Origin of the sequence: Halogeometricum sp. S1BR25-6, assembly GCF_031624495.1 — an archaeon.
GTDB lineage: Archaea > Halobacteriota > Halobacteria > Halobacteriales > Haloferacaceae > Halogeometricum > Halogeometricum salsisoli.
This window is the reverse complement of record NZ_JAMQOP010000001.1, coordinates 599,965-622,486: the sequence shown is the minus strand read 5'-3', so window position 1 is coordinate 622,486 and position 22,522 is coordinate 599,965. Positions and strand designations below refer to the sequence as shown.

Annotated in this window: 24 protein-coding genes, 4 tRNA genes and 1 pseudogene; 15 read left to right on the top strand and 14 right to left on the bottom strand. The window is 65.9% G+C overall.

Annotated features, from left to right (window positions below):
• Positions 1 to 151 precede the first annotated feature (151 nt).
• Positions 152 to 526: a hypothetical protein gene (locus NDI76_RS03315; protein WP_310922592.1), complete on the bottom strand. Its 375-nt coding sequence runs from the start codon at positions 524 to 526 to the stop codon at positions 152 to 154.
• 162 nt (positions 527 to 688) lie between these two features.
• Between NDI76_RS03315 and NDI76_RS03310 the strand changes: the two genes are divergently transcribed.
• Positions 689 to 761, top strand: a tRNA-Arg gene (locus tag NDI76_RS03310).
• A 298-nt stretch (positions 762 to 1,059) separates the two neighbouring features.
• Here NDI76_RS03310 and NDI76_RS03305 read toward each other — a convergent pair.
• Positions 1,060 to 1,725 carry a helix-turn-helix domain-containing protein gene (locus tag NDI76_RS03305; RefSeq protein WP_310922591.1) on the bottom strand — a complete coding sequence of 222 codons (666 nt, stop codon included), beginning with the start codon at positions 1,723 to 1,725 and terminating at the stop codon, positions 1,060 to 1,062.
• Positions 1,726 to 2,479: 754 nt separating this feature from the next.
• On the opposite strand from NDI76_RS03305, the gene NDI76_RS03300 reads away from it, so the two are divergent.
• A tRNA-Arg gene (locus tag NDI76_RS03300) sits at positions 2,480 to 2,552 on the top strand.
• Between the two features lie 349 nt (positions 2,553 to 2,901).
• Here NDI76_RS03300 and NDI76_RS03295 read toward each other — a convergent pair.
• Positions 2,902 to 3,123, bottom strand: a complete 222-nt coding sequence (locus NDI76_RS03295) for a DUF7564 family protein (RefSeq protein WP_310922590.1) — start codon at positions 3,121 to 3,123, stop codon at positions 2,902 to 2,904.
• A gap of 147 nt (positions 3,124 to 3,270) precedes the next feature.
• Between NDI76_RS03295 and NDI76_RS03290 the strand changes: the two genes are divergently transcribed.
• The gene (locus NDI76_RS03290; RefSeq protein WP_310922589.1) at positions 3,271 to 3,888 is read left to right on the top strand and encodes a DUF309 domain-containing protein; all 618 of its coding nucleotides are present in this window, start codon (positions 3,271 to 3,273) and stop codon (positions 3,886 to 3,888) included.
• A 7-nt stretch (positions 3,889 to 3,895) separates the two neighbouring features.
• Here the strand turns inward: NDI76_RS03290 and azf are convergent, their stop codons facing one another.
• Positions 3,896 to 4,696 carry an NAD-dependent glucose-6-phosphate dehydrogenase Azf gene (gene azf / locus NDI76_RS03285; protein ID WP_310922588.1) on the bottom strand — a complete coding sequence of 267 codons (801 nt, stop codon included), beginning with the start codon at positions 4,694 to 4,696 and terminating at the stop codon, positions 3,896 to 3,898.
• A 94-nt stretch (positions 4,697 to 4,790) separates the two neighbouring features.
• Here azf and NDI76_RS03280 point away from each other — a divergent pair, with 94 nt between their 5' ends.
• Both NDI76_RS03280 and NDI76_RS03275 read left to right on the top strand, forming a co-directional pair.
• On the top strand, positions 4,791 to 5,135 hold the full coding sequence (locus NDI76_RS03280) for a dihydroneopterin aldolase family protein (RefSeq protein WP_310922587.1): 345 nt from the start codon (positions 4,791 to 4,793) through the stop codon (positions 5,133 to 5,135).
• Positions 5,136 to 5,219: 84 nt separating this feature from the next.
• Positions 5,220 to 5,735 (top strand): DUF5790 family protein, encoded by a 516-nt coding sequence (locus tag NDI76_RS03275; protein ID WP_310922586.1) that lies wholly within the window; start codon positions 5,220 to 5,222, stop codon positions 5,733 to 5,735.
• A gap of 43 nt (positions 5,736 to 5,778) precedes the next feature.
• Here NDI76_RS03275 and NDI76_RS22560 read toward each other — a convergent pair.
• Positions 5,779 to 5,874: pseudogene (locus tag NDI76_RS22560) on the bottom strand (creatininase family protein); the annotation flags it as partial.
• A 176-nt stretch (positions 5,875 to 6,050) separates the two neighbouring features.
• Between NDI76_RS22560 and NDI76_RS03265 the strand changes: the two are divergent.
• Complete coding sequence (locus NDI76_RS03265) at positions 6,051 to 6,350, top strand: DUF5789 family protein (protein WP_310922585.1); 300 nt, start codon at positions 6,051 to 6,053, stop codon at positions 6,348 to 6,350.
• Between the two features lie 25 nt (positions 6,351 to 6,375).
• On the opposite strand, the gene NDI76_RS03260 is transcribed toward NDI76_RS03265, so the two are convergent.
• The 3 genes from NDI76_RS03260 to NDI76_RS03250 form a co-directional block, all read right to left on the bottom strand.
• A complete protein-coding gene (locus NDI76_RS03260; protein WP_310922584.1) occupies positions 6,376 to 8,322 on the bottom strand; it encodes an ABC transporter ATP-binding protein in 1,947 nt (648 codons plus the stop codon).
• A gap of 102 nt (positions 8,323 to 8,424) precedes the next feature.
• Complete coding sequence (locus tag NDI76_RS03255; protein ID WP_310922583.1) at positions 8,425 to 8,700, bottom strand: DUF7538 family protein; 276 nt, start codon at positions 8,698 to 8,700, stop codon at positions 8,425 to 8,427.
• 86 nt (positions 8,701 to 8,786) lie between these two features.
• Complete coding sequence (locus NDI76_RS03250) at positions 8,787 to 9,287, bottom strand: DUF192 domain-containing protein (RefSeq protein WP_310922582.1); 501 nt, start codon at positions 9,285 to 9,287, stop codon at positions 8,787 to 8,789.
• A 91-nt stretch (positions 9,288 to 9,378) separates the two neighbouring features.
• On the opposite strand from NDI76_RS03250, the gene NDI76_RS03245 reads away from it, so the two are divergent.
• The 5 genes from NDI76_RS03245 to NDI76_RS03225 all read left to right on the top strand — a co-directional run bounded on the left by NDI76_RS03245 (position 9,379) and on the right by NDI76_RS03225 (position 11,668).
• A tRNA-Val gene (locus tag NDI76_RS03245) sits at positions 9,379 to 9,451 on the top strand.
• A 342-nt stretch (positions 9,452 to 9,793) separates the two neighbouring features.
• Complete coding sequence (locus tag NDI76_RS03240; protein ID WP_310922581.1) at positions 9,794 to 10,303, top strand: hypothetical protein; 510 nt, start codon at positions 9,794 to 9,796, stop codon at positions 10,301 to 10,303.
• A gap of 56 nt (positions 10,304 to 10,359) precedes the next feature.
• Positions 10,360 to 10,433, top strand: a tRNA-Phe gene (locus tag NDI76_RS03235).
• Positions 10,434 to 10,700: 267 nt separating this feature from the next.
• Complete coding sequence (gene nikR, locus NDI76_RS03230) at positions 10,701 to 11,129, top strand: nickel-responsive transcriptional regulator NikR (protein ID WP_310922580.1); 429 nt, start codon at positions 10,701 to 10,703, stop codon at positions 11,127 to 11,129.
• A 116-nt stretch (positions 11,130 to 11,245) separates the two neighbouring features.
• Complete coding sequence (locus tag NDI76_RS03225) at positions 11,246 to 11,668, top strand: DoxX family protein (RefSeq protein WP_310922579.1); 423 nt, start codon at positions 11,246 to 11,248, stop codon at positions 11,666 to 11,668.
• Between the two features lie 22 nt (positions 11,669 to 11,690).
• Here the strand turns inward: NDI76_RS03225 and NDI76_RS03220 are convergent, their stop codons facing one another.
• The 5 genes from NDI76_RS03220 to NDI76_RS03200 form a co-directional block, all read right to left on the bottom strand.
• Positions 11,691 to 11,864: a hypothetical protein gene (locus tag NDI76_RS03220; RefSeq protein WP_310922578.1), complete on the bottom strand. Its 174-nt coding sequence runs from the start codon at positions 11,862 to 11,864 to the stop codon at positions 11,691 to 11,693.
• A gap of 55 nt (positions 11,865 to 11,919) precedes the next feature.
• The gene (locus NDI76_RS03215) at positions 11,920 to 12,729 is read right to left on the bottom strand and encodes a DUF502 domain-containing protein (protein ID WP_310923857.1); all 810 of its coding nucleotides are present in this window, start codon (positions 12,727 to 12,729) and stop codon (positions 11,920 to 11,922) included.
• A gap of 182 nt (positions 12,730 to 12,911) precedes the next feature.
• Positions 12,912 to 13,784 carry a DUF5995 family protein gene (locus NDI76_RS03210; protein ID WP_310922577.1) on the bottom strand — a complete coding sequence of 291 codons (873 nt, stop codon included), beginning with the start codon at positions 13,782 to 13,784 and terminating at the stop codon, positions 12,912 to 12,914.
• Between the two features lie 33 nt (positions 13,785 to 13,817).
• Positions 13,818 to 15,512, bottom strand: a complete 1,695-nt coding sequence (locus NDI76_RS03205; RefSeq protein ID WP_310922576.1) for a histidine kinase N-terminal 7TM domain-containing protein — start codon at positions 15,510 to 15,512, stop codon at positions 13,818 to 13,820.
• A 142-nt stretch (positions 15,513 to 15,654) separates the two neighbouring features.
• Positions 15,655 to 16,581 (bottom strand): UbiA family prenyltransferase, encoded by a 927-nt coding sequence (locus NDI76_RS03200; protein ID WP_310922575.1) that lies wholly within the window; start codon positions 16,579 to 16,581, stop codon positions 15,655 to 15,657.
• A gap of 251 nt (positions 16,582 to 16,832) precedes the next feature.
• Here NDI76_RS03200 and NDI76_RS03195 point away from each other — a divergent pair, with 251 nt between their 5' ends.
• Positions 16,833 to 18,821 carry an alpha-amylase family glycosyl hydrolase gene (locus NDI76_RS03195; protein WP_310922574.1) on the top strand — a complete coding sequence of 663 codons (1,989 nt, stop codon included), beginning with the start codon at positions 16,833 to 16,835 and terminating at the stop codon, positions 18,819 to 18,821.
• 12 nt (positions 18,822 to 18,833) lie between these two features.
• On the opposite strand, the gene NDI76_RS03190 is transcribed toward NDI76_RS03195, so the two are convergent.
• Entirely contained in the window at positions 18,834 to 20,000 is a 1,167-nt protein-coding gene (locus tag NDI76_RS03190; protein ID WP_310922573.1) for an MBL fold metallo-hydrolase, read from the bottom strand.
• Between the two features lie 578 nt (positions 20,001 to 20,578).
• Here NDI76_RS03190 and gvpH point away from each other — a divergent pair.
• The 3 genes from gvpH to NDI76_RS03175 all read left to right on the top strand — a co-directional run bounded on the left by gvpH (position 20,579) and on the right by NDI76_RS03175 (position 22,470).
• Entirely contained in the window at positions 20,579 to 21,061 is a 483-nt protein-coding gene (gvpH, locus tag NDI76_RS03185; RefSeq protein WP_310922572.1) for a gas vesicle protein GvpH, read from the top strand.
• Positions 21,062 to 21,273: 212 nt separating this feature from the next.
• Positions 21,274 to 21,468: a cold-shock protein gene (locus tag NDI76_RS03180; RefSeq protein ID WP_008387196.1), complete on the top strand. Its 195-nt coding sequence runs from the start codon at positions 21,274 to 21,276 to the stop codon at positions 21,466 to 21,468.
• A 186-nt stretch (positions 21,469 to 21,654) separates the two neighbouring features.
• Positions 21,655 to 22,470 (top strand): aldo/keto reductase, encoded by an 816-nt coding sequence (locus NDI76_RS03175; RefSeq protein ID WP_425498346.1) that lies wholly within the window; start codon positions 21,655 to 21,657, stop codon positions 22,468 to 22,470.
• Positions 22,471 to 22,522: the final 52 nt, after the last annotated feature.

Sequence of the window (22,522 nt, the reverse complement as noted above, 5' to 3'; positions counted from 1 at the left end):
GCGACCACAATCATACACGGGTTCAAGGTAGGCCCGCGCTTAAGCGTTGTCTTGTCGGGAGTACCCGGCCGCTGTCCCCCGATTTCGGCGTCTCGGTCTGGCACGGCGGGACTGGCCTCCTCACCCGACAAAAACGTTCGCTTCCCCCCGCTCACAACGACGCGGTGAGCGCCTCCCGTCGCCCGTCGGCGTCGTCCTCGACGAGCGTCACCGACTCCGGTAAGCCACCGTCGAGTTCGACGGCGACTTCGTAGCCGAGGTTCACGAGCGCTTGGATGCTCATCGGTCCCGCGTCCGGGTCCGTTTCGGTGACGACGACCACCCGGAGTTCGTTCGTTCCCGCGTCGTACGTCGCGCCGTCGAGGGCGACTATGGCGGCGCCGTCGCGCCCGCGGACGTGTCCGCGGCAGACGACGGTGCCGTCGCGCGTCTCTATCGTCGCGTCGGGGCAGTCCTCGCGGGCCGAGAGCGTCGCGGACCGAACCGTCGGCCCCTCGCCCGCGCCGTCCGTCGAGTCGTCGGTCATGGGCGGTCCAACGCGCTCAGCGGAGTTAGAGCCACCGCGCGTTCGGTGGGCGGTCGCGTTCCGGGAGAGACGACCGGCGCCGTTCCGCGCGGCGGGGTGGCACGGCGCGCGCGGACGCCGTATCGGAACCGATTTCAAGGGGTGGCGGTTACAGTCGAGTGAGTCCTGATAGGGTAGTGGACTATCCTCCTGGCTTGCGGAGCCAGGGACCGGAGTTCAAATCTCCGTCAGGACGTTTCTGCGAGGCGTTACGCGACGAGCGCAGCGAGGAGCCTACGTCTCGCGAAACTCCACCGCGGAGATTCGAGCAGCGAGCGAACGCAGTGAGCGAGTGGGTTCAAATCTCCGTCAGGACGCTCATTTCATCACCGGAAGCGAAGCTTCCGGTTGCTCGCGGGACCGAAGGTCCCGCGCTGTTCGCGACCTGACGTGCCTCACACTCACTCCGTACGCCCGTTTTATCAGCGCGACACGACGAGCGAAGCGAGGACCCTGCGCCGGGTTGTGCACCGCTTCCATCGACCGATAGTCCATCAATCCGGTGCTTCGCTGTCGTCCATCAGAGACGACACGATGAGTCGTCTGATTCCGCGTCGAAGGAGACCGCTGGCTGCGGGTTGAGAAATATCCAGATCGGCGGCGACCTCGCCGAGAGTTGCGTCCCGTGGTTCCTCGAAGTACCCCGTTTCGAGTGCGACGAGGAGTGCGTCTCGTTGGCTGTCGGTCAATCCGGCGTCCGTACTCCCTAAACTATCGTACTCGTTCACGCGCAGGAGATCGAGGTCGATGCCGTTCTGTTGCGCGTAGTCCCAGAGGTGGACTAAGTCCGTTCGCTCGGGAATCCACACCGTGAGTATCCAAGCGCTTCCGTCGTTCTCCATGTCGAGGACGACACCGTTGGCGGCCGAGATTACCGGCGAGAGAATCTTCGCTTCGTCGGTATACTCGAAGCTGTAGATAGCCTTCTCGCCTCTCGTTTCGATGACTCGTTCGTACTCGCGAACGGTGCTATCGTCCCGCAACCCGTCCTCGAACCGGGAGAAGTCGGAGGACTCTATCTGATAGAAGAACTTCCCCGACGTCGGGTCGGTTCCCGCCTCGGACACCGACTTCACTTTCGAGCTTCTGTCGTGTGCGACGGTCTGTGTGAGGACGATGTCTGAATGCTCGGCTCGGACGACCGCTTTGACGTCGGTCATGTTCTCTGGAATCTCGATTTTACCGCGTCGAATGTCACGCGAAGGTTTTCGAGGCGCCCGACGAGACCCGGTATCGCGGTGCTTGCTACCGAAGTCGGAGCACTGGCCGTGAAGCGGCTTACCGGCGCCGGCCGGTCACGGGTCGCGAATACGAGGCACCTGGTCGACGCCCCGCGTCTCACGTCTGTCGAGCGGACCGGGTTAGTCGGCCGGAAGGCAACGTAGTCTTCCTCCGAACCGACTGTTTCAACGCGTTCGTCCACGGCTATGTCTATATTCAGCCCCGTGGGTGAAAAGCATCTTCCAGATCGTCTCCAATCGACTAGTGACGAACGACGGGTCGGACCCGGCGGGAGGGTAAATTTTCAATTCGGTCTCTCCGGTCCGCTCGCCGACGGGGGTTCGCTGTGGCATACAGATTGAAAGACGACCCGTAACCGCATCGGTTTGTATCTTAACCGTATAACCCACTTATACCGCGTCCACGGCGAGTCGTACTTTCCCGACTCCTCCACACATCGTTCGGTGAACGGGTGAGAGTGAGCAAAGTTGGATACGAGGACGGCGGTCGTCGCAGAGAACGCCGCACGAGAGTTTTCGATGCGTATCCGCTTCCTTCCGAACCAGTATGCCGATAGTGAGGGCTCGTTCCGTCCACGTAGCGTTCTGCGAGGTGACTCGGTATCTCGTCGTCTCGGAAACGCACCAATGACATCGTAACCGTCTTAAGTGGATGCGCTGTATCGAAGCATGAGTCCTGATAGGGTAGTGGACTATCCTCCTGGCTTGCGGAGCCAGGGACCGGAGTTCAAATCTCCGTCAGGACGTTTCTGCGAGGCGTTACGCGACGAGCGCAGCGAGGAGCCTACGTCTCGCGAAACTCCACCGCGGAGATTTGAGCAGCGAGCGAACGCAGTGAGCGAGTGGGTTCAAATCTCCGTCAGGACGCTCATTTCATCACCGGAAGCGAAGCTTCCGGTTGCTCGCGGGACCGAAGGTCCCGCGCTGTTCATGACCTGACTTGCCCCACGCTCGCGTCCGCTCGCGTGGGACTCCGTCAGGACGTGTTCAGCGTGCGACGTCGTGAGTGCAGCGACTGGACCCGAAGCTCACACGACGAGAGGCGAGTCTACGAGACGCGACACGACGAGCAAAAAACGATGGAGTCGACGCCGTTTACTCCCGGTCGTACCGCGAGGGCGCGTCGTCCTCGTCGACGATACGTCGGACCGAGGAGACGACCCGCGAGCGCATCGGGCGGGGTTTCGGACGCCCGCGGTCGGACCGTCGGGTCGACCACGTCTCGTGGCAGTCGGCGCAGTAGTTGCCCTTGTAGGTGCTCGTGAAGAGGTACGGGTCGCCGCACCCGACGCAGGTGGAGGTGCTGAGTCGTTTCATCCGACGTCCCCCGCGGGAGTCGAGGGTCGGAGTCTGTTCATATGCTATCAATACACATATGTCCCGAGAGTAGATAAGCTTGTCACCGAGAATGAACGGCGGTCGGCTCGCGTGAGGTATTTGAATCCGGAAGGCCCTCGAAGACGCATGGAACGAGCGCTCCGCGTCGGCGCGGCGGTGTTCAACGAGGGGGACCACCACGCCGCCCACGACGCGTGGGAGGACGAGTGGCTTCCGCTCGAATCGGAGACGTCCGACGAGCGACTGCTGCACGGACTTATCCAGTACACCGCGGCGGTGTATCACGCGCGGAACCGCAACTGGGGCGGCGCACGAGGGCTGGCCGAGAGCGCGGGCGAGTATCTCCACGAGGTGGCACCGGACTACCGCGACGTGAACGTCGAAGCGGTCCGGACGTACCTCGGCCGTCTAGCCGCCGACCCGGAGTTCGCCGAGCGAGCGTCCCCCCTCCCGCTGACCGTCGGCGGCGTCGCCGTGCGCGCCGACGACCTCTCGTTCGAGGAGGCCGCAGAGGCGGCGGGAATCCTCGCCGCCGACGGGGAACGCTGGGATGAGAACGTGGTCGAGGACGCCGCGCGCTACGGTCGCGAGGAGGTCGAGTCGGGAGCCTCAACGACGCGGTTCGTCGCCCTGCTGTTCGAGTTCGTCGGGGGGGAACGGCGCGGCCTCGTCTATCAGCGGTTGCGAGAGCACACCGAACGGCGGCGCGGACGGGAAGAAGACGTCTCCGGACTGTTCGAGTGAGAAGTCGTCAGTCGTCGGTGCCGTCTCCGTGTTCGTCTTTGCTCTCATCTTCATATTCGGCGGAGTTGTCGGTGGGTTCGTAGCCGAGGACGGAGCGCGCGCGATCGATGGAGTAGTACCGGCGGTCGTTGCCGCTGATTCCGTAGACGATTTCGTAGTCGTAGTCGGCGAGGACGCAGCGCTCGAACAGGTGCGCGCAGTCGCGGTAGGAGAGCCACATCGCCTGTCCGCGTTCGTAGTCGATGGGCGGGTGCCCCTCGGTGAGGTTGCCGATGCGGACGTTGACGACCGAGAGGTCGTGGTGGTCGTGGTAGTAGCGGCCGAGAATCTCTCCGGTCGCCTTGCTCACGCCGTAGAGGTTGCTCGGCCGCGGAGGTTCGGTGCCGTCGAGGCGGAACTCGTCCTCGGGCCGGTAGAGGTCCGGCTTCCGGTCGGTCGTCTCGTAGGCGCCGACGGCGTGGTTCGACGACGCGAAGGCGAACTTCTCGACGCCGGCGTCCACCGCCGCCTGAAAGAGCGTGTGCGTGCCGTCGATGTTGTTCCGGAGGACGCTGTCCCACGGCGCCTCCGGACGCGGGTCGCCGGCGAGGTGGACGACGGCGTAGACGTCGTCCATCGCCTCGCGAACGCCTGCCTCGTCGGTGATATCCGTCGCGAACACGTCGTCCTCGCCCACCGAGTCCGGTCGTTTCTCCTCACCTAGCTGTTCGCGGTCCAGCAGTCGCCACTCGAATCGGTCCCCGATGTGCCGGAGAATGGCCTGTCCGACACGCCCGCCAGCCCCTGTCAGCAGAACCGGTTCGTCCATTCGATAGCTACTGTGCGAAGGACGGCTAAGAAATATCCGATTCGCACCGCGGGCGAGGCGACACGCCTATGGCCGCTCACCCGGAGCCTCGGACATGCCCACCGACGCCGAGAACGCCTGCTTCGAGGCGGGAATCAAGTTCGGTTCGCTGTACCATCAGTTCGCCGGAACGCCCGTCAGCCCCGAGAGCGCCGACAGCCTCGCGCGGGCGATGGAAGAGTCGATAGAGAACCAACCCCACTGCGAGGACGTGCGCGTGACGGTGCTCGAAGACGAACTAGAGACCGAACTCGCGGCGTCGACGGCCGACTACACCGAACTGACGGGACGGTTCCTCGACGTCGAGATGGACATCGAGTACGAGGGGCTGAGCGTGGAGACGCGGATGGAGATGGAGGACGGCTACCCGCTGATGAAACTCGTCGCCGTCGACGGGTAATCCGCGTCGAGACGTCCCCTCGAACCGGATTTCACTTTCACTTTCGGGCGTGTATTTAAACCGTTCCGCGTCGAAGCGACGGGTATGAGTAGCCAGAGCACACTCGCTGATGACGACCTGTTCGGAGAGGCTGCTGAGGAGATGCGCGCCGAGGTGGAAGACCATCTCGACGACGCCCGGAACGCGCTTCCGGACGCCGACGACGTCTGGGACGCCGAAGCCGACAACGTCCTCGGCGTCCTGAACGGCCTGCGCTCCTCGCTGGACGTGGGCGACGCCGACGACCACCTGCGGCAGGCCAAGAAGACGTTCATCGTCGGCCAGCGAGCCGACGCGTTCGAGGACGCCGACGACCTCGAAGAGGAAATCGAGTCGATGACCGAACTGCTCGACTCCGTCCGCGAGGCGGGCGAACTCGTCGGCGAACTCACGAGCACGATGCCGCAACTGCGGAGTCAGTTGCAGGAGGCCGAGGACGCCGCCGAAGCGGCGGCCGAGGAGGACGAAGCCGAGGCGGACGACGAAGAAGAAGCGGAAGAAGCGGAGGCGGACGTCGACGCCGACGAGGAATCCGCGGACGAGGCCGAAGCGGACGACTGACGCCGGTTCGCTTCGCGTCCTCGAAGCCGCCTCACTCGCGTCAGTCGGGCCGCGAGACGTCCCGTTCGACGACGGCCTCGGCGGTGAACGCGTCCGTTCCGAGCGGTGCGTGCGGGCCGTGCTGTTCGGTGCTGCCGACGGCAGATAGGCGATATCGGCGTTCGACCGCGGGGTCCGATACGGTCCGTCCGCGTCGCCCCCGAGAGTCGCTTGTAACCGGCGGGAACCGGGGGCGGCGGTCGGGTAGCGTGCGAGATGGGACCGAACGACGGGGCGGCCCAAAGACCATTCAGGCGGGCCTGAGAACGCTCGGGTATGAGTGACGAACGAAGCCAAGGCGTCGACTTCGGCGACGTAGAGGACGACATCGAGAACTACGACTACCCGGCGACGCCCGAGGAACTGCGCGAGGAGTTCGGCGACGAGACCGTCGAGTACAACGACGGCGAGGAATCGTTCGGCGACGTCCTCGAAGGCGTCGGCGTCGAGGAGTTCCAGTCGGCCGAAGAGGTGTACGAGACGGTGATGATGATGGTCAGCGGCGAGGCGGCGGACGAGGGCCACAGCGACCGCGGCGCCGGCACGGCACCCGACGAAGAGACCGAGTCGTTCTGAGTTCGGACGGTCGGACGCTTTTTTCTCAGTCGTCGCCGGATTCGGACTCGACGGTCGTCCGCGAGGCGCGGCGACTCGCGCGTTCGACGAACTCCTCCGGCAGTTCGTCTATCTCGCCGGCCTGCACGCCCCAGAGATGCGCGTAGAGACCGTCCTCGGCGAGTAGTTCGTCGTGTCCACCGCGCTCGACCACCCGGCCGTCTTCGAGCACGAGGATGGTGTCGGCGTCCTTGATGGTCGAGAGGCGGTGAGCGATGCTGAACGTCGTCCGGTCCTCCGTGAGGCGGTCCAACGAGCGCTGGATGAGCATCTCCGTCTCGGTGTCGACGTCCGAGGTGGCCTCGTCGAGGACGAGAATCTCGGGATCTTTGAGGATGGCGCGAGCGATGGAGAGTCGCTGGCGCTGCCCGCCCGAGAGCTTCACCCCCCGCTCGCCGATTTCGGTGTCGTACCCCTCCGGAAGGTTCGAGATGAAGCCGTGCGCCTCGGCGGCCTTCGCCGCCTCGACGACTTCCTCGTCGGTGGCGCCGAACGACCCGTACTTGATGTTCTCCGCGACGGTGCCGTAGAACATGAACGTATCCTGGCTCACGTAGCCGATGGCCCGCCGGAGACTCGGGATGGTCACGTCGCGGACGTCCGTGCCGTCGATTTCGATGGCGCCCTCGTCCACGTCGTACATCCGGAGGAGCAGTTTCAGCACCGTCGATTTCCCGGCGCCCGTGGGACCGACCAGAGCGAGCGTCTCGCCGCCGCCGACCTCGAAGGAGACGTCCTCGACGATGGTCTCGCCCTCGTCGTAGCCGAACGTCACGTCGTCGTAGACGACGCCGCCCTCGTCCACGGCGAGTTCGTCGGCGTCCGGGTCCTCGGTTATCCGGGAGGGTTCGTCCATCAGCCCGAAGATGCGGGCGCTGGAGGCCTTCGCTCGCTGATACATATTGATAATTTGACCAAATTGGGCCATCGGCCAGATGAAGCGCTGCGTGAAGACGATGAAGCCGACAAACTCGCCGGGGGTGAGCGACCCGCTGAAGAAGAGCGGGGCCGAATCGGTCGCCTGGTAGGTGAGCACCCAGACGCCGCCGACGAGGAAGGTGAGGACGAAGCCGACGCCCGCCATGACGCGAAGCGCCGGGAAGAACTTGATGCGGGTGCCGATGGCGTCCCAGTTGGCGTCGAAGTAGTCGCCCGAGACGTCCTCGACGCGGTCGGACTCGAAGCTCTCGGTGTTGGACGTCTTGATGACCTGGATGCCGCCGAGGTTGTTCTCCAGGCGGGAGTTGACGCGGCCGACCGACGAGCGGACGTCCGCGTACTTCGGCTGGATGATCTGGATGAACTGGTAGGTGAAGTAGCCGATGAGGGGGACGACGAGTAAGGTGACGATGGCCAACTGCCAGTTCCAGTAGAGGAGGATGGCGGCGATGCCGATGACCATCACGCCGAGGCGGAACGCGGAGTTCATCCCGTCGTTGAGGAATCTTTCTAATCGATTGACGTCGTTCGAGAGGATGGACATCATCTCGCCGGTCTGCTTGTCGGCGAAGAAGTCCATGTTGAGCCGCTGCATCTTGTCGTAGGTATCGGTTCGAACGGCGTGTTGGATGTGCTGGGAGAAGGAGTTCCACCCCCAGTTGCGGGACCAGTGGAACGCCGCGCCGCCGAAGAAGGCGGCGGCGATGAGCGCCGTCGAGAGGTAGAGCTGTCCCGTCTGCGTGCTCGGTATCCACGCGTCGGGGACGAACCAGAGATCGAACGTCCGCTCGTCGAGGAAAATGGCGTCGACGGCGACGGTGAGCAGCACCGGCGGGATGAGGTCGAGGAGGCGGGCGGCGACGCTGGAGAAGAGACCGACGACGAACGCGAACGAGTTCTCGCGTCCGTACTCGGCGAACAGCCGACGCATCGGGTTGTCGACGTTCGCCCGTTGGTCCTCGAAAGGGTCGTCTTCGTCTACAGGAGGAGCCATTGACATTTTTCAAGGGACGGTCGCACTAAAGCGTTCGTTACGAACCGAAACACGCCGGGAAACCGACGTCGCGCCGCGTCGGGTCGAACTCGCATTCGTATCTCAGAGCTGTCTCGACTCCACCTCGGGGTCGATGCCGGCCTCGGAGAGGTCCGCTCGGACGCGCGCGCGGAGGGGGTCGGGGACGGTGTCGCGGCCGACGGGGACCGCCGTCTCGCCGTCGCCCTTCACCTTCCAGTAGAGGACGCACGCGGAGGGTTCGTAGTACTCGATGCTGTATCGGTCGCCGGCGCCGCGGTAGTGGACGCGAGCGGCGAATCCCTCGGTGCGCCATCCCTCCAAATCAGCCAACGCGGCGGCGTCTGCGGCGTCGCTCATATTCCGACGTTCGTGTTCGGCGGTCCTCGGTGTTTCGCTTCCGAGCGCCGAGCGACGCGGACAGAGCGACGCGAGCGGTCGAACCGTCAGTAGTCGCCGATTCTGACGGTATCGCCCACGTCGACGCCGGTTTCGTTGGTGTAGCCGTACGGCACTTCGAGCACGTACTTCCCCGTGCCGCGGTAGCGCGTCAGGTCGTCCTCGGAGCCCTCGGGCGGGAGTTCGGCGTGGTGTATCCGGGTGATGGTGCCGTTGGCATCGACGAAGACGATGTCGAGCGGGAAGGCCATCTCGCGCATCACGTAGGCGTGTTCGCCCTCGGAGTCGTGGACGAACAGCATCCCCTCGTCGGCGCCGAGCGACTCGGTGTCGCTGAGCCCCGTATAGCGCTTCTCGTAGGTGGCGGCAACGCGGACGTCGACTTCCGTCAGGACCTCGCCGTCGGAGACGATTGCGACGGACGTCCGGTTGTAGTCGTCGCCGCCGGGGAGTAGCGCCGGGTTGGAGGCGACGACGACGGCACCGACCGAGACGAGGACGAGGGCGGCGAGGAGAGCCGACCCAAGCGAGTACCGAGAAGCGACCATAGCCGGAGAAACGGACGCGGCCGACCTAACGGTTCCCCCGCGCGCGGCGATTGGAAACCGTTATCCGCGTGTGCGGACTCGTTCGTGTTGCGGGCTCGTGGTCTAGTGGTTATGACGCTTCCCTTACAAGGAAGAGATCGGTGGTTCGACTCCGCCCGAGCCCATTTCTGACGACACGCAGCGACGAGCGAAGCGAGTCGTCCGTGGCATCGAAATGGCGACGTGGAGTCGAACTCGGGAGTGGAGCGAACGAAGTGAGCGGAACGACGATAGTTCGACTCCGCCCGAGCCCACTGAAATCTGCGAACGACGGCGAGCAGGATTTCCGTGACGGAAGTGGCGGAGCAAACCTTGCGGCAACCGAGCGTAGCGAGGTTGACGGAGTGGTTCGACTCCGTCCGAGCCCTCGGAATCAACGCAACGGGACATACGGACGCGCGCTACAGTCGCCAGATCTGACGTACAGCCGACAGCTACACCCGTCACGGGATTCTACCCGAACGCGTATGCACCGATCACTCGCTCTCGGAGTTGCGCTCCTCCTCGTCGCGTCGGGCGTCGGCGGCGTCGCGTCCGTCGCGGCCGCGTCCCCCGCCCCGTCGAGTGACGATTCGACGCTCGCGGCGCAGCAGGCACCCCGACAACCAGGCGGAACGAACGCCGCGGCGGCGAAACGAAACGACGACCAGCAGTTCGACTTCGACCTCGTCCGGACGTCGAACTGCGGAGTCGCGTGCCGGGACGTGACCGTCCGAGTCACGAACATCGGTGACGAACCGGTGCGGAACGTGCGCGTCAATTCGCGTCTGAAAGCCGGAAACAGCGTCATCTGGCGCGGGAACGACGCCGCGCGGACGCTGAAGCCCGGCGAGTCGAAGACGGTGACGAAGCGCGTGCGACTGGGACCGCTCGACGCCTACCGCGTCCAGCGAAACGGCGGGTCGGTGGCCGCGGTCACGACGGTAGCGTGGAACGGCGGCAGTGAGACGTTCACCGAGCGCCGAAAAGTCGCGTAGGGCGCGGCGGTACACATCGAAACCCTTTTTTGAATCATCGGCCTCTCTCGAAACGCGCCGCCTTAGCTCAGACTGGGAGAGCACTCGACTGAAGATCGAGCTGTCCCCGGTTCAAATCCGGGAGGCGGCATTTTCCTGCAAACTACCGGGAGAGCGGAGCGGCCGAATCGCGAGCGGTGAACGTGCGCTCTATTCTACGCCATATACGCTCGGTAACAGTCTGAATCGACCGATTACGCCGTCCTCGCTCCTGAGAGCACGGCGAACAGGGCGTCGAGAATCGGGCGCCAGTGAGCCGCCGGAGGTTCGAACTCGGACGACGGCTTTCCGGGTCGAGCGCCGCGGCGACCTCCGAGGCATATCAATCTTTAACAGCTGACCGCGGCTGAGTTGTTATATGACCGTCGTCAGCGTGTCGATGCCGGAAGAGTTGCTCGAGCGAATCGACGAGTTCTCCGAGGAGCACGGGTACACGGGCCGAAGCGAAGTGATCCGGGAAGCGAGCCGAAACCTCCTCGGCGAGTTCGAGGACAAGAAGCTCGAAGGTCGCGAACTGATGGGAGTCGTCACGGTCGTCTTCGACTACGAGACGACGAGCGTCGAGGAGAAGATGATGCACCTCCGCCACGAACACGAGGACCTCGTCGCCTCGAACTTCCACAGTCACGTCGGCGGCCACCACTGTATGGAGTTGTTCGTCCTCGAAGGGTCGCTCGAAAACATCTCCACGTTCGTCGGGAAGATTCGAGCGACGAAGGACACGCTGACGGTCGATTACTCCGTACTGCCCGTCGACGATTTCGGACCGCTCGCGGACATGAAGTAGCGGGCTTTCGAGGCGGTCGTCTCCGTCGGGTCCGGTCTCGACCGCCGGGACGCGGTCCGACCGGCGGCCTTCGACAACGCTCTTCCCCGGTCGCCCCGATACCCGGACGAACCAGGATGAGTTCACACGCTCGATACCGACGACCGCTGTTGTACGTGATGAGCGCCTTCTACACCCTCGCCGGCGTGATGCACTTCGTCGCGCCGGAGGCGTACGAACGCGTCGTTCCGCCGCAGTTCCCTCGGCGGCGCGCCCTCGTCTACGTCTCCGGCGTCGCGGAGGTGGTTCTCGGCGTCGGCGTCCTCCCGCGACGGACGCGCCGTCAGTCGGCGTGGGGCCTCGTGGCGCTCCTGTTCGCCGTCTTCCCGGCGAACGTCTACATGGCGACCAACGACACGCTGGGCGACGTCGTCCCCGACCGGTTCCGTGGAATCGCCCGCGTCGCGGCGTGGGTGCGACTCCCGCTCCAGGGCGTCCTGATGCTGTGGGCGTGGCGATACACGCGGCCGGCATCCGACCCAGCGGACGATTCTCCGTAGCGTTCGCCTCGAAACCGTCGGCTCAGGTGTCCGGCCGGACGTCGAACCCCTCCACCTCCTTGACGTCCGTCGACCCGCACGCGGGGCAGTCGCCCCGAGCGGTTTCGAACTCCTCGCCGCAGGCGGTACACTGGTAGCGGACGCCTCGCTCGGTGTCTGGGAACAGCATGTCCCGGACGGTATCCAACACTCCCATGGTTCGAGTTGGCACTCGACACACAAGGGCGTTGGTGAAAAGAAACCCCGCAGGCTTACGGACTGTTCGAGTCGGGGCCGTCTCGGCGGGTTCCGTCTCCGGTACCGTCTTCGCTCCCGCTCTCGGCGTTCTCCTCGTCGCGCGCGATGGCGTTTTGGAGGTTGTCGATGTCGGTTATCTTCTCCAAGTCGCCCATCGCCAGTTCGGTCTTCTGCTGGCTGTTGTCGCCGGTGGCGACGCCGCTCGTGAGGATGCTACGGACGCCCTCCTCGATGGTCATGTCGACGTCGTACACCTGACTCCGGGGGACGTGGGTGAGAAAACCGCCGGTGACGGGGTTGGGCGCGAGCGGGACGAACATCGTCACCATCTCGTCGTGACCCGTCGTCTCCTCGACCGTCGTGGGCGACTGGGCCGTCTCGAAGCCGATGACGTAGACGTCGTCGCCGAGCAGTTGGACGAGCTTTATCTCCTGGAAGTTCTCCGCCTCTTGGTCGAGCATCACGTCGCCCATCCGCCGGAAACTCTTGTAGACGGTCCCGAGACCGGGGATGGAGGAGATAGCGAGGTCGACGAAGCTGATGACCTGCTCGCCGTAGTGATTTCGACCGACGGAGCCGACGACGACGATGACACCGAGGAGGACCAGAACCGCGATCAGTTCGGTGAAGAAGTCGATGACGACCGAGTAAAGCTCCAGCTCGATGAGTAGCTGGATGAATCCGGCGCTCTTGATGAACGAGATGACGCCGAGCCACTGCAACAGGTCGATAACTGGGCGGAGCGCGTTCGTGACGAACTCGAGCGCGACGTTGAGGATGTACAGCGTGACGATGAACGGGATGATGATACCGATACCGCGCATCAGCACGTCGAGCGTTCCTTCGTAGAGGGATTCGCCGGCCTCCTTCGCATTCGAGTGGGACGGGGTGGATGAGTCCGAACCAGACATTCAAGTATCGGACCATAACACCGCACTCATATCAACGGCTCGGCCACGGACCGTCGAGAACCCACCGTCTCGGAGGACGAACGCTGTGAGAGCAGTTAACGCTCCTCGCCAGCGGTGCGTTCGAGCGTCCGGAGCGACTCGTGAAGTCGGTCGTTCGCCCGCGAAGAGCGGATGAGGTGCGCCGCGCCCGTCGAGGTGACGGCGTTCGTCCAGCGCGCCAACCGTCGTCGGACCCGGGAGCGCGACCGGAGCGCGACGGCCGTCCGCCAGGCGCTGTCGCGACACTCGTCGATGGTGAACACGAGGAATCGCTCGTCGAACGGTCCGAAGGATTCGTCGAGCGCCCGGAGTCCGGCGGCGTCCCGGGCCGCCAGCGCGTCTTGCGTCTCGTCGACGACGTCGCGGATGACGTCGGTGACGGCGCGGTGGTCGGCGCGCTTGGTCGCCCGGTCGGGGTCGACGCCGACGGCGGCCACGGCCAGCGAGAGGTCGTAGTTGATGTGGGCGTTCACGCCGAGCGCCGTGTCCTGGAGGACGAGCGAGTCACCGCGTTCGGCGGCGTCGAACGCCAGCAGCCACGGGTCGGCCAGCGACGCGACGTTCCCCGACTCGTAGTCGTGGACGGCGACGCGGTAGAGGTTCGCGAAGGCGACGAGGTAGTCGTGAACCCACTCGGGGTCCTCGAACGCCCCGCGTCGGATACGCGCTGCGACGGCGCCCGTCATCCGCACGTACACCGAGAGGAACGCCGCCCGGCGATCCCCGCGCACCTCGAAGGCCGTACAGAGCGCCCGCAGTCGGTCGTGCGCCTCGGCGGCGTCGGCGTACGGCTCAGCCGAGAGCGCCAGCAGTTCCGGGTCCCCTCGCCGGGCGGGTGGCGTCGGCGGTCGCCTGCGAACGCCCTCGGCGGCGGCGCGGAACCGTCTGCGGCGCCGCGCGGGGCCGGTCGACCGCGCGGTCGGTTGCATACCACTGAGGATGCCGCATGACGGCATAACCGTTCACTCTCTCGGGGACACCTTCCCGGCGACTCGACCGTCCGCGCTCCGGTCGAGGAGGGGGACGTCGACGGTGACGACCGACCCGGTCGGGTCGTTCTCGGCGAAGCGGACCTCCCCGCCCGCGATTTCGGCGCCCCACTTGACGATCCAGAGTCCGAGACCGCTCCCGTGCACCAGCGCGCTCTCGGTGCCCTCCGTCAGCGCCCGGAGTTCGTAGTCGTCGATACCGGGACCGTCGTCTGCGACCGAGACGCGGACGCGGTCACCCTCGACGCGGGTCGTCACCTGAACGCGGGGGCGGTCGGAAGGGTTGTGTTCGACGGCGTTGGCGAGGGCGTTCGAGAAGACGGGTTTGAGAAGTCCCGCGACGGCGATATCCTCGTCCGGCGGGTCGTAGTCGACGACGGCGTCGGGGTGAGACTCGCGGAGGCCGTCGACGCAGGGTCCGAGCAGGTCCGCGAGCGGTTTCGCCTCCGCGTCCTCGTGTCCCTCGTCGAACAGTTCGATAGCCTCGCGGCCCTTCCGACCGATCTCCTCGATTCGGAGCGCTCGGCGCTTGACGACGCGGGCGTCTTGGTGGTCGGCGAACCGGTCGACGTAGCCGTGGATGACGTTCGTCTCCGTGCGGATGTTGTGCCGGAGGATGCGGTTCAGCACTTCGAGTCGCTGCTGTTGACGCAGGTGCCTGCTGACGTCGTGGAACGTGACGACCCGGCCGATGGGCACGCCGCGGACGTTGGTGATGCGCGTCACCGTCACGTCGTACGAGCGGCCGCCGCCCTCGTCGCCGACGGTCAGGTACCCGGACAGCGCCCCCTCCTCGGGGAACCGGTCGTACTCCGGGATGACGGCGCTCGCGGGCGACCCGAGCGCCTCGCAGGCGTCCACGCCGAGGATTTCGATGCCGACGTCGTTGATGTCGACGACGTGGTGATTGACGTCGACGACGACGGCCCCCTCCTGCATCCGGTCGAAGAGGAACTGCCGAGCGCGCTTTCGCGGGGCCGGACTCGTTCCGATCAGGCGGAACCGGGTGAGCGCGCCGAGGTAGATGGCGCCGGACAGCGAGAACGCGACGGGCGTCGGGTCGATGCTGGAAGAGGGGAGCGCTCCGGCGATGAAGAGGGCGTTGGTGACCCACGGCGCGAGCAGACCGACGACGAGCGCGACCCCCTGCGTGCGGAACGTGACCGACTCGCTGGCGAGGAGGTCGACGAGCAGGATGACGCCGGAGAGCCCCAGGAGGTAGGTGTAACCCGCGACAAACCAGTACCAGTGACCGCCTTGGTGGACCTGTACGATTCCGTTCGCGTCGACCAGGTACGACTGGACGTACAGTAGTTGGTGGTGGTCGCCGGTTGCCGCGAGGACGACCGTTATCGCCGGCACGACCGAGAGGAGGACGACGTGGCGCGGGTGGGCGAACTGGTCGCGGCCGGTGTACTCCAGGGCGAACAGAAGCCACGCGACGGGGATGACCACGACGCCGAGCCACCCGAGGCGCGTCCAGAGCAGTTTCTCGGCGATGCCGGCCGCCTGGAGCTTGAAGATGATGCACGCCGACCACCAGCACTGACCCGACAGCATCGCCACGAGGGGCGTCGCCCCCGGCTCGGGTCGCTCCCGCCACGCCCGTATCGCCGCCGCTGAACCGACGGCGACCGACACGAACAGCATCACCACGAGCGGATTCACGGGAACGTCGATACCGCACGTAACTCGTTCAGCCCATATGAATCATCCGTCAAAAAGAGAACGTCAGCGGTGGTGAGTTGATACTATTCTTATGTGTTAGTGTAGTCCGAAGAAAGGAGGTCCGGCCGAACGCGCGGCGGACTCAGACGACGGCGATACCGAGGACGACGGCGATGACGACGAGGTGTTTCGCCTCGCCGGCGATGGAGAGACGGCCGTAGTTCTCGCTCCGGCCGACGAACGAGGCCAACACGAAGGCGTACGCGAGGCCCACGAGGATGCCCGCGGTTAGCGCCGCCGAGAGCAGTCCGTCGAGGAACGCCCACGAAACGAAGGCGACGAGGAAAGCGTCGATGCCGTAGAGGATGCGCCGGGTCCGGTCGACGCCGAACACGACGGGGAGCGTCGAGACGCCGATGGCGGCGTCGGCCTCCCTATCGCCGACGTTCGGTATCTCCGTGTTGACGAACGTGTCGACAAAGAAGTACGTGAGCACGACGGCCGCCGTCGGGGTGAACGCGGCGTCGGCGAAGGCGAGGGGGAGAAAGAGCACCGCGATGGCCCACGCGCCCGCGACGACGGCGGAGTTGACGACGAGTACGTCCTTCAGTCGCTTGAAGTGCGCACCCGCGGAGGGGAGCCAATCGGAGGCGTACAGCACCCAGAACGCGCCGGGGAGGAGCGTGATGGCCAGGGCGAGCGGTCCGCCGACGATGGAGATAGCGAGCGCCAGTCCGTACGCCGCCGCCGAGAGCGTCGAGAGCGTCTTCGCGTGTCGGCGCATGAACGCCGACTGCTCGGGGTTCGACAGTTCGTCGGTGTCCGCGTCGGCGACTCGGTCGCCCACGTAGACGGCGAACGTGACGAGGCCGACGACGAGGGGCGCGGGACTCAGCGGAAGCGAGAGCGCCATCATCACGGTCAGCACCTCGACCATCGCGATGACGACGAGGTAGAGCGAACTGTAGACGAGGACGTCTCTCAATCGGCCGTAGTGTTCCGAGACTGTGCGGTGTAACCGGCCGGCACCGTCTGCGGGTGCGGACGCGGGGTAGGATTCGTTGGACATGGGTTGGGTTGGTTTCGGGAACCGCGAGGGCCGACCCGACGCGGTTACCGATACCCTAACCGCCATGATATGACCTGTTAGTTACTAGTTACATATCCGAACGGTCAAAATCCTTAACTACGAGTTTAGCTCGCTCAACGAGCCGTTTGACCCGAAAGAACGTGTTAGAATCGGTTTCAGCGCGTCTGCGCCGAGCAGGTCGGCCGGCATACTTTTTCCCCGTTTCCGGGTAGTTACGAGGGATTGGATACATGAGCAGTGAATTTCCCGACGTTCGAGAGGGCAGCGTCCTCCGCGTTCCGGCGCTGGACGCCGAGCGCGTCGAGATGCGGTTCGCGCCGGTGCTCGCTCGCGACCGGTTCGACCCCGGCGAGTGGCGCCGCGAGGACCTCTCGGCCGACTCCGACGCGGACGAGTGGTACCGAATCGACCTCGCCGACCTCGACCTCGCGGACGGGCGCTACGAGTACGAGTTCGTCGTCCACCGCGAGGGCGAGGACGAACCGGTCGTCGCGGCGGACCCGTTCGCCGAGGAGATAACCCGCTTCCGCGGGCACCGCGGCGCGTTCCGCATCAGGGACGGCGAGCGGTTCCGCCCGCCGTTCTCCTGGGAGGACGAACTGGTCCCGCCGGACGGCGAGGAGGACGAGGAGCGTTCGCTCCCGGCGAACGAGGAACTGGTCGTCTACGAACTGCCGCTCCGCTGGGCGGCGTCGGTCTCCGGCGAGTACCGGCGGGACGTGCCCGACGGCGACTTTCAGACGCTTCTGACCGACCACCTCGACCGACTCGCGGACATGGGCGTCAACGCCATCGAACTGCTGCCGATACAGGACGCCCCCGTCAGCATCAACTGGGGATACGGGACGCGCTTCTTCTTCGCGCCCGACCTCGACTTCGGCGGCCCCGTCGACGCGAAGTTCCTCATCAAAGCCTGCCACCGGCGCGGCATCCGCGTGCTGATGGACGTGGTGATGAACCACGCGACGGAGACGCCGCTGGTGACGCTGGCGGGCGACCGGTTCTTCCTCGACCCCGAGGAGGACCCCGACCGACCTCAGTGGGGCGGCCGCCGGTTCGACTTCGAGGCGACCGTCGACGGCTACCACCCCGCACGGGAGTTCTGCCACCGGATGGCCGCGTTCTGGATCGAGGAGTACCACGTCGACGGCTTCCGGATTGACGAGTTCAAGGGGATGGACCACCGCGCGTTCGTTCAGGAGTTCCGCGACCGGGCGTGGGCGGTGCAAGAGGAGGCGTTCCCGGACCGCCCGTTCTTCGTCGTCGCGGAGGACTCGTGGGGACGGACCGAAATCGTCCGCGACGACGAGGCCAACCCCGACGACCGGAGCGTGGTCGACGGGATGTGGAACTTCGACTACCGCGACGAGGCCCGTCGGTTCCTCCGCGACGGCGTGGAGAGCGAACCCGAGGAGGCGACGCGAACCGACCGCGTCCGCGCCCTCGTGACGGGCGACCGGACGTGGGACGACCAAGAGCGGGCGTTCGAGGACGGGTTCGGCGACCTCTCGACGGCCGTCAACTACCTCACCTCGCACGACATCGGCGAACCGCACGAGCGGCGGTTGATGAACCTCTTCTTCGGCGACCTCGTCGAGTCGGAGGGGTTGGGAGACGGCTCCGTCGAGAACGTCCAGTACCTCCTCGACGACGTCGCCACCGCCGGACCGAGAGTGCGGATGGACGCCCACACGGAGGCGCTCGACCGGGTTCGCGGGTCGTTCGCCCTCCTCCTCACGTCCGTCGGCGTGCCGATGTTCCTCGCGGGCGAGGAGTTCGGGGAGATACACGACCTTGACTACGGCCACTGGCAACGGCAGATGGAGGACCCCATCCGGTGGCACCGCCGCGAGTACCCGGGCCATGAGGACCTCCTGTCGAGCGTTCGCGACCTGATTCACCTGCGGACCTCGACGGAGGCGCTCCAGCGCGGGGAGACCGACCTCTTCTACACCCACCACGCGTTCGACGACCCGGACGCGCCCCGCGTGTTCGCCTACTGCCGAACCGCCGACCGCGAACTCGGGAGCGAGGGGCAGGTGGTCGTCGTCGCCAACCTCGGTCCGCAGGAGTTCGAGGGGTACGAACTGCCGTGGGAGTGGGACGACGCGACGGAACGCGGCGAGTCGCTCCGCGGATCGCCGCCCGAGTTCGACCCCGAAGCGGGCGAGGCGACGGTGTCGCTGGCGCCGTTTCAGGTGCGCGTGTTCGAGACCTGAAGCGGTTCGACTTTAGGCCGCGCAGTTGTTCGCGCCGGTCTCTAACTGCGCCGCGTCCCGGTCGTTCTCGTACTCCTCGCGGCCGGCGTTGATGGCGATGACCGTCTCGTAGTTCGCCGGCTTCTCCGGGACGTTCTCCACCATGCGCTCGACGAACGCCTCGCGGTCGAGTCCGAGGAGGTCGAGGCGGGAGGTCACCTCGCCGAGCGACGCCGCGACCGGTTCGCCGGGCGACCCGTTCGCGTACCGCCCGTCGCTCTCGACGGTGACGTGGCCGGGGAGGACCGTCAGGTCGTCCGGCAGTTCGGAGAACACGTCGTGGAGCGTGTCGTACGCCATCTCCGCGCCCCGCTCGGCCCCCTCCTCGCCGAACTCCAGTTCGGTCCGGCCCACCGAGTCGAGGAACAGGGAGTCGCCGGTGAGAACCGCCCCGTCGCCGACGCGGTAGGCGACCATCTCGGTGGTGTGACCGGGCGCCGCGAGGGCGGTCAGGTCGACGTCGCCGACGGGGACGACGTCGCCGTCCTCCACGGGGTCGAACTCGAACTCGACCCGGTCCGCCGCGCGGGCGCCGAGATGGTAGGGGACGTCCAGTCGGTCGGCGAGTTCGCGCCCGCCGGAGATGTGGTCGGCGTGCACGTGCGTGTCGAGGACGCGCGTTATCTCCCATCCCCGCTCCGCGGCGGCGACGACGTACTGCTCGACGTGCCGCGCCGGGTCGACGACGGCCGCCTCGCCGTCGGACCCCACGAGGTAGCTCAGACAGCCCTTGCCGCGTCGCTGGAACTGCACGACGTCGACGTCGCCGTCGCCGTCCTCGGCCCCGTCGTTCTCACCGCCGACGGCCACCTCGGCGCGTTCGTACAGGTCGTTCCAGTCGCGCATCCCTCCCTTCACGACCCGCACGTCCTCGTAGCCGGCCGCATCGAGTTCCGCGGCCAGCGTCGACGAGGTGGCGGCCTTCCCGCAGATGACGGTGACCGGTCCGCCGTCGGCGAGGTCGGCTATCTCGGACTCCCGCTCGTCGTCCAGCGTCTCGTTCAGTCCGAAGGGGACGTTCACCGCGCCCGGAACGCGCCACGCCTCGTAACTGTCCGCCGGGCGCGTGTCCAGTATCGTTCCCGCCTCTCCTCGGTCGATGGCGTCCGCGAGTTCGCGAGCGGATATCTTCGCGTACATCTCGTCCCGGGATTCGCCTCCCGGCGGAATAAGGCTTGTGAGAATTGCGCAATTCTATAAAAAGTGCGTCGGCGAAGAGACGTAACGGACGGGTCGCGAAGGAGAGGACGGAGCGGCCGCTTCTGAAGAGAGGAACGGCTGGAAGGGAGAAGAGTAGGGATGGAGATATAGTAGCGTCTGCAACTGTCGACTTATCCGACCGTGCGCTGTCGTGCGGTGGAGTGAGTGATGACGTGCAGACGCTATATAGGTCGCTCCGGAATCGATGGGAGCGTCCGGGCGCGACGGGCGCTACAGGAGCGACCGGAGGAGTCGGAGCGGGAAGGTGATGATGGCGATGATGAGGTTGATGACGCCGCGAAGCGCCGAGCGGATGGTTCCGAGCATAAGCGTCGGTACCGCTCCGCGTCGCCTATCGGTTGGGGCTACACACGTCGGGTGGCCGGACCCGAACCGGACGACTCCACCGCTCTCGCCGCCCTCGACGCGGTTGTCCGCGCCCCTCGTCAATGGGCATCGCGCTTATCCGCTCGCGGGGCCTACGAGCGTTCGAAGCGCGGTCGGCGAGGCTCGACATCATGACACGTTCACACCGAGACGACGACGACGAGCACGGACCCGACGACGAGCGACCGCGGACGCGCATCGACATCAACCTCTCAGTGACCGACCTCCTGAGCGACCTCCTGAGCGAGGCGAAGCGGGATTCGAACCGCCGGTCGCTGAGCGAGCGACCGAGCGGTCGACCGAGTCGCGCGGCTCCCGGCGCACGGCGACAGGGCGGGACCGCCGACCGCGAAGAGACGGACGCGCGGGCCGACTACCGCGTCGACCACCACCGCGAGGGCGACGAACTGACTATCGTTGCCGACCTCGCGGACGCCGCGCACGAGGACGTGACCGCCGGCATCGACCCCAACCGCGGCGAGTTCGTCGTCGCCGTCAGCGGGCGCGTCGCCGGACGGGTCTCGCTCCCGTGGGACCCCGTCGACGTGGCTAGTACGACGTTCAACAACGGCGTCCTGCAGGTTCGACTCCGCCCGGTCGACGCCGCGGCGTGAGGCGAACGCGCGGAGCAACCCCTTCCGACGCCGCGGCGGTCACGGCGACCGCGAGGCGTCCGCGAACCGTGCGGTTGGCCACCACACTTCAGAACCCCCTGATTCTGCCGTTCGAGGCCGCTACAGACCCGTACGGGCACGTTTTCCGATTCCGGTTCCGAGCGTTCGGTCTCGGAAGGGTTATCAGTGGGGCGCGGCTTAATCCAGAGGCTATGGCAAAAGGCAAAGTCGACTTCTTCAACGACACGGGCGGCTACGGATTCATAGAGACCGAGGACCACGACGAGGACGTTTTCTTCCACATGGAAGACGTCGGCGGCCCGGACCTCGAAGAGGGTACGGAGATCGAGTTCGAGATCGAGGACGCCCCGAAGGGTCCCCGAGCGAAGAACGTCACCCGCCTGTAAGTCGACGCAGACATCCAGAACGTAGCGGACGGAGGCTGACGACGCCGCGGTCGATTGAGTTCGGTCCGTATGCGGCAGTTCTCTGAACTACCTATCTTTCTGAGCCGTGCGGTTCGGTCGGCAGGTACATCGCCAGCCAGTACGTTCAGGCCCCCCTCCGCCGTAGACTCCGGCATGTCCGACGAGATGGAGTACTGCGATGTGCGGGGCGCGCACGTCCCGAAGGTCGGTCTCGGGACGTGGCGACTGTCCGGCGAGGAGTGTTACGACGCCGTGTCGACGGCGCTCGAACTCGGCTACCGCCACGTCGACACCGCGCAGATGTACGACAACGAGACCGAGGTGGGGCGAGCGCTGGCCGACGCCGACGCGGACCGGCGGGACGTGTTCCTGACGACGAAGGTGAACCCCCGGAACGCCGGCCGCGACAGCGTCGTCGAGTCCACGAAGGCGAGTCTCGACCGCCTCGACACCCCGTACGTCGACCTGTTGCTCCTCCACTGGCCGAACCCGTTAGTCAGGGTCGAGGAGACGATGGACGCGATGAAGCAACTGGTCGACGAGGGGCGCGTCCACCACGTCGGCGTGAGCAACTTTCCGGTCCCGATGCTGAAGAAGGCCCGCGAGGTGTCCGACGTGCCGGTACTCACGAATCAGGTGCAGTTCCACCCCCACCGGCCCCAGCGAAAGCTTCTCCGGTACTGCCAGTCCGAGGACCTGCTGCTGACGGGGTACAGTCCGCTGGCGCAGGGCGACGTCGTCGACGACGGGACGCTCCGCGAAATCGGCGAGCGGTACGACAAGACGCCGGCGCAGGTGGCGCTACGCTGGGCCACCCAGCACCGGAACGTCGCCGTCGTTCCGAAATCCACCAGCCGCGACCACCTCGCGGCCAACCTCGCCATCTTCGATTTCAAACTCAGCCGCGAGGAGGTTGACGAGGTGACGCGCCCCTCGCTGCTGAAGACGGGGGCGTCGATGGTGAAGGGGATGCTGCGGTAGTCGGCGGAAGAGGAGGAGAGACGAAAAGAGAAATGCTCAGGCGGCCGCGGCG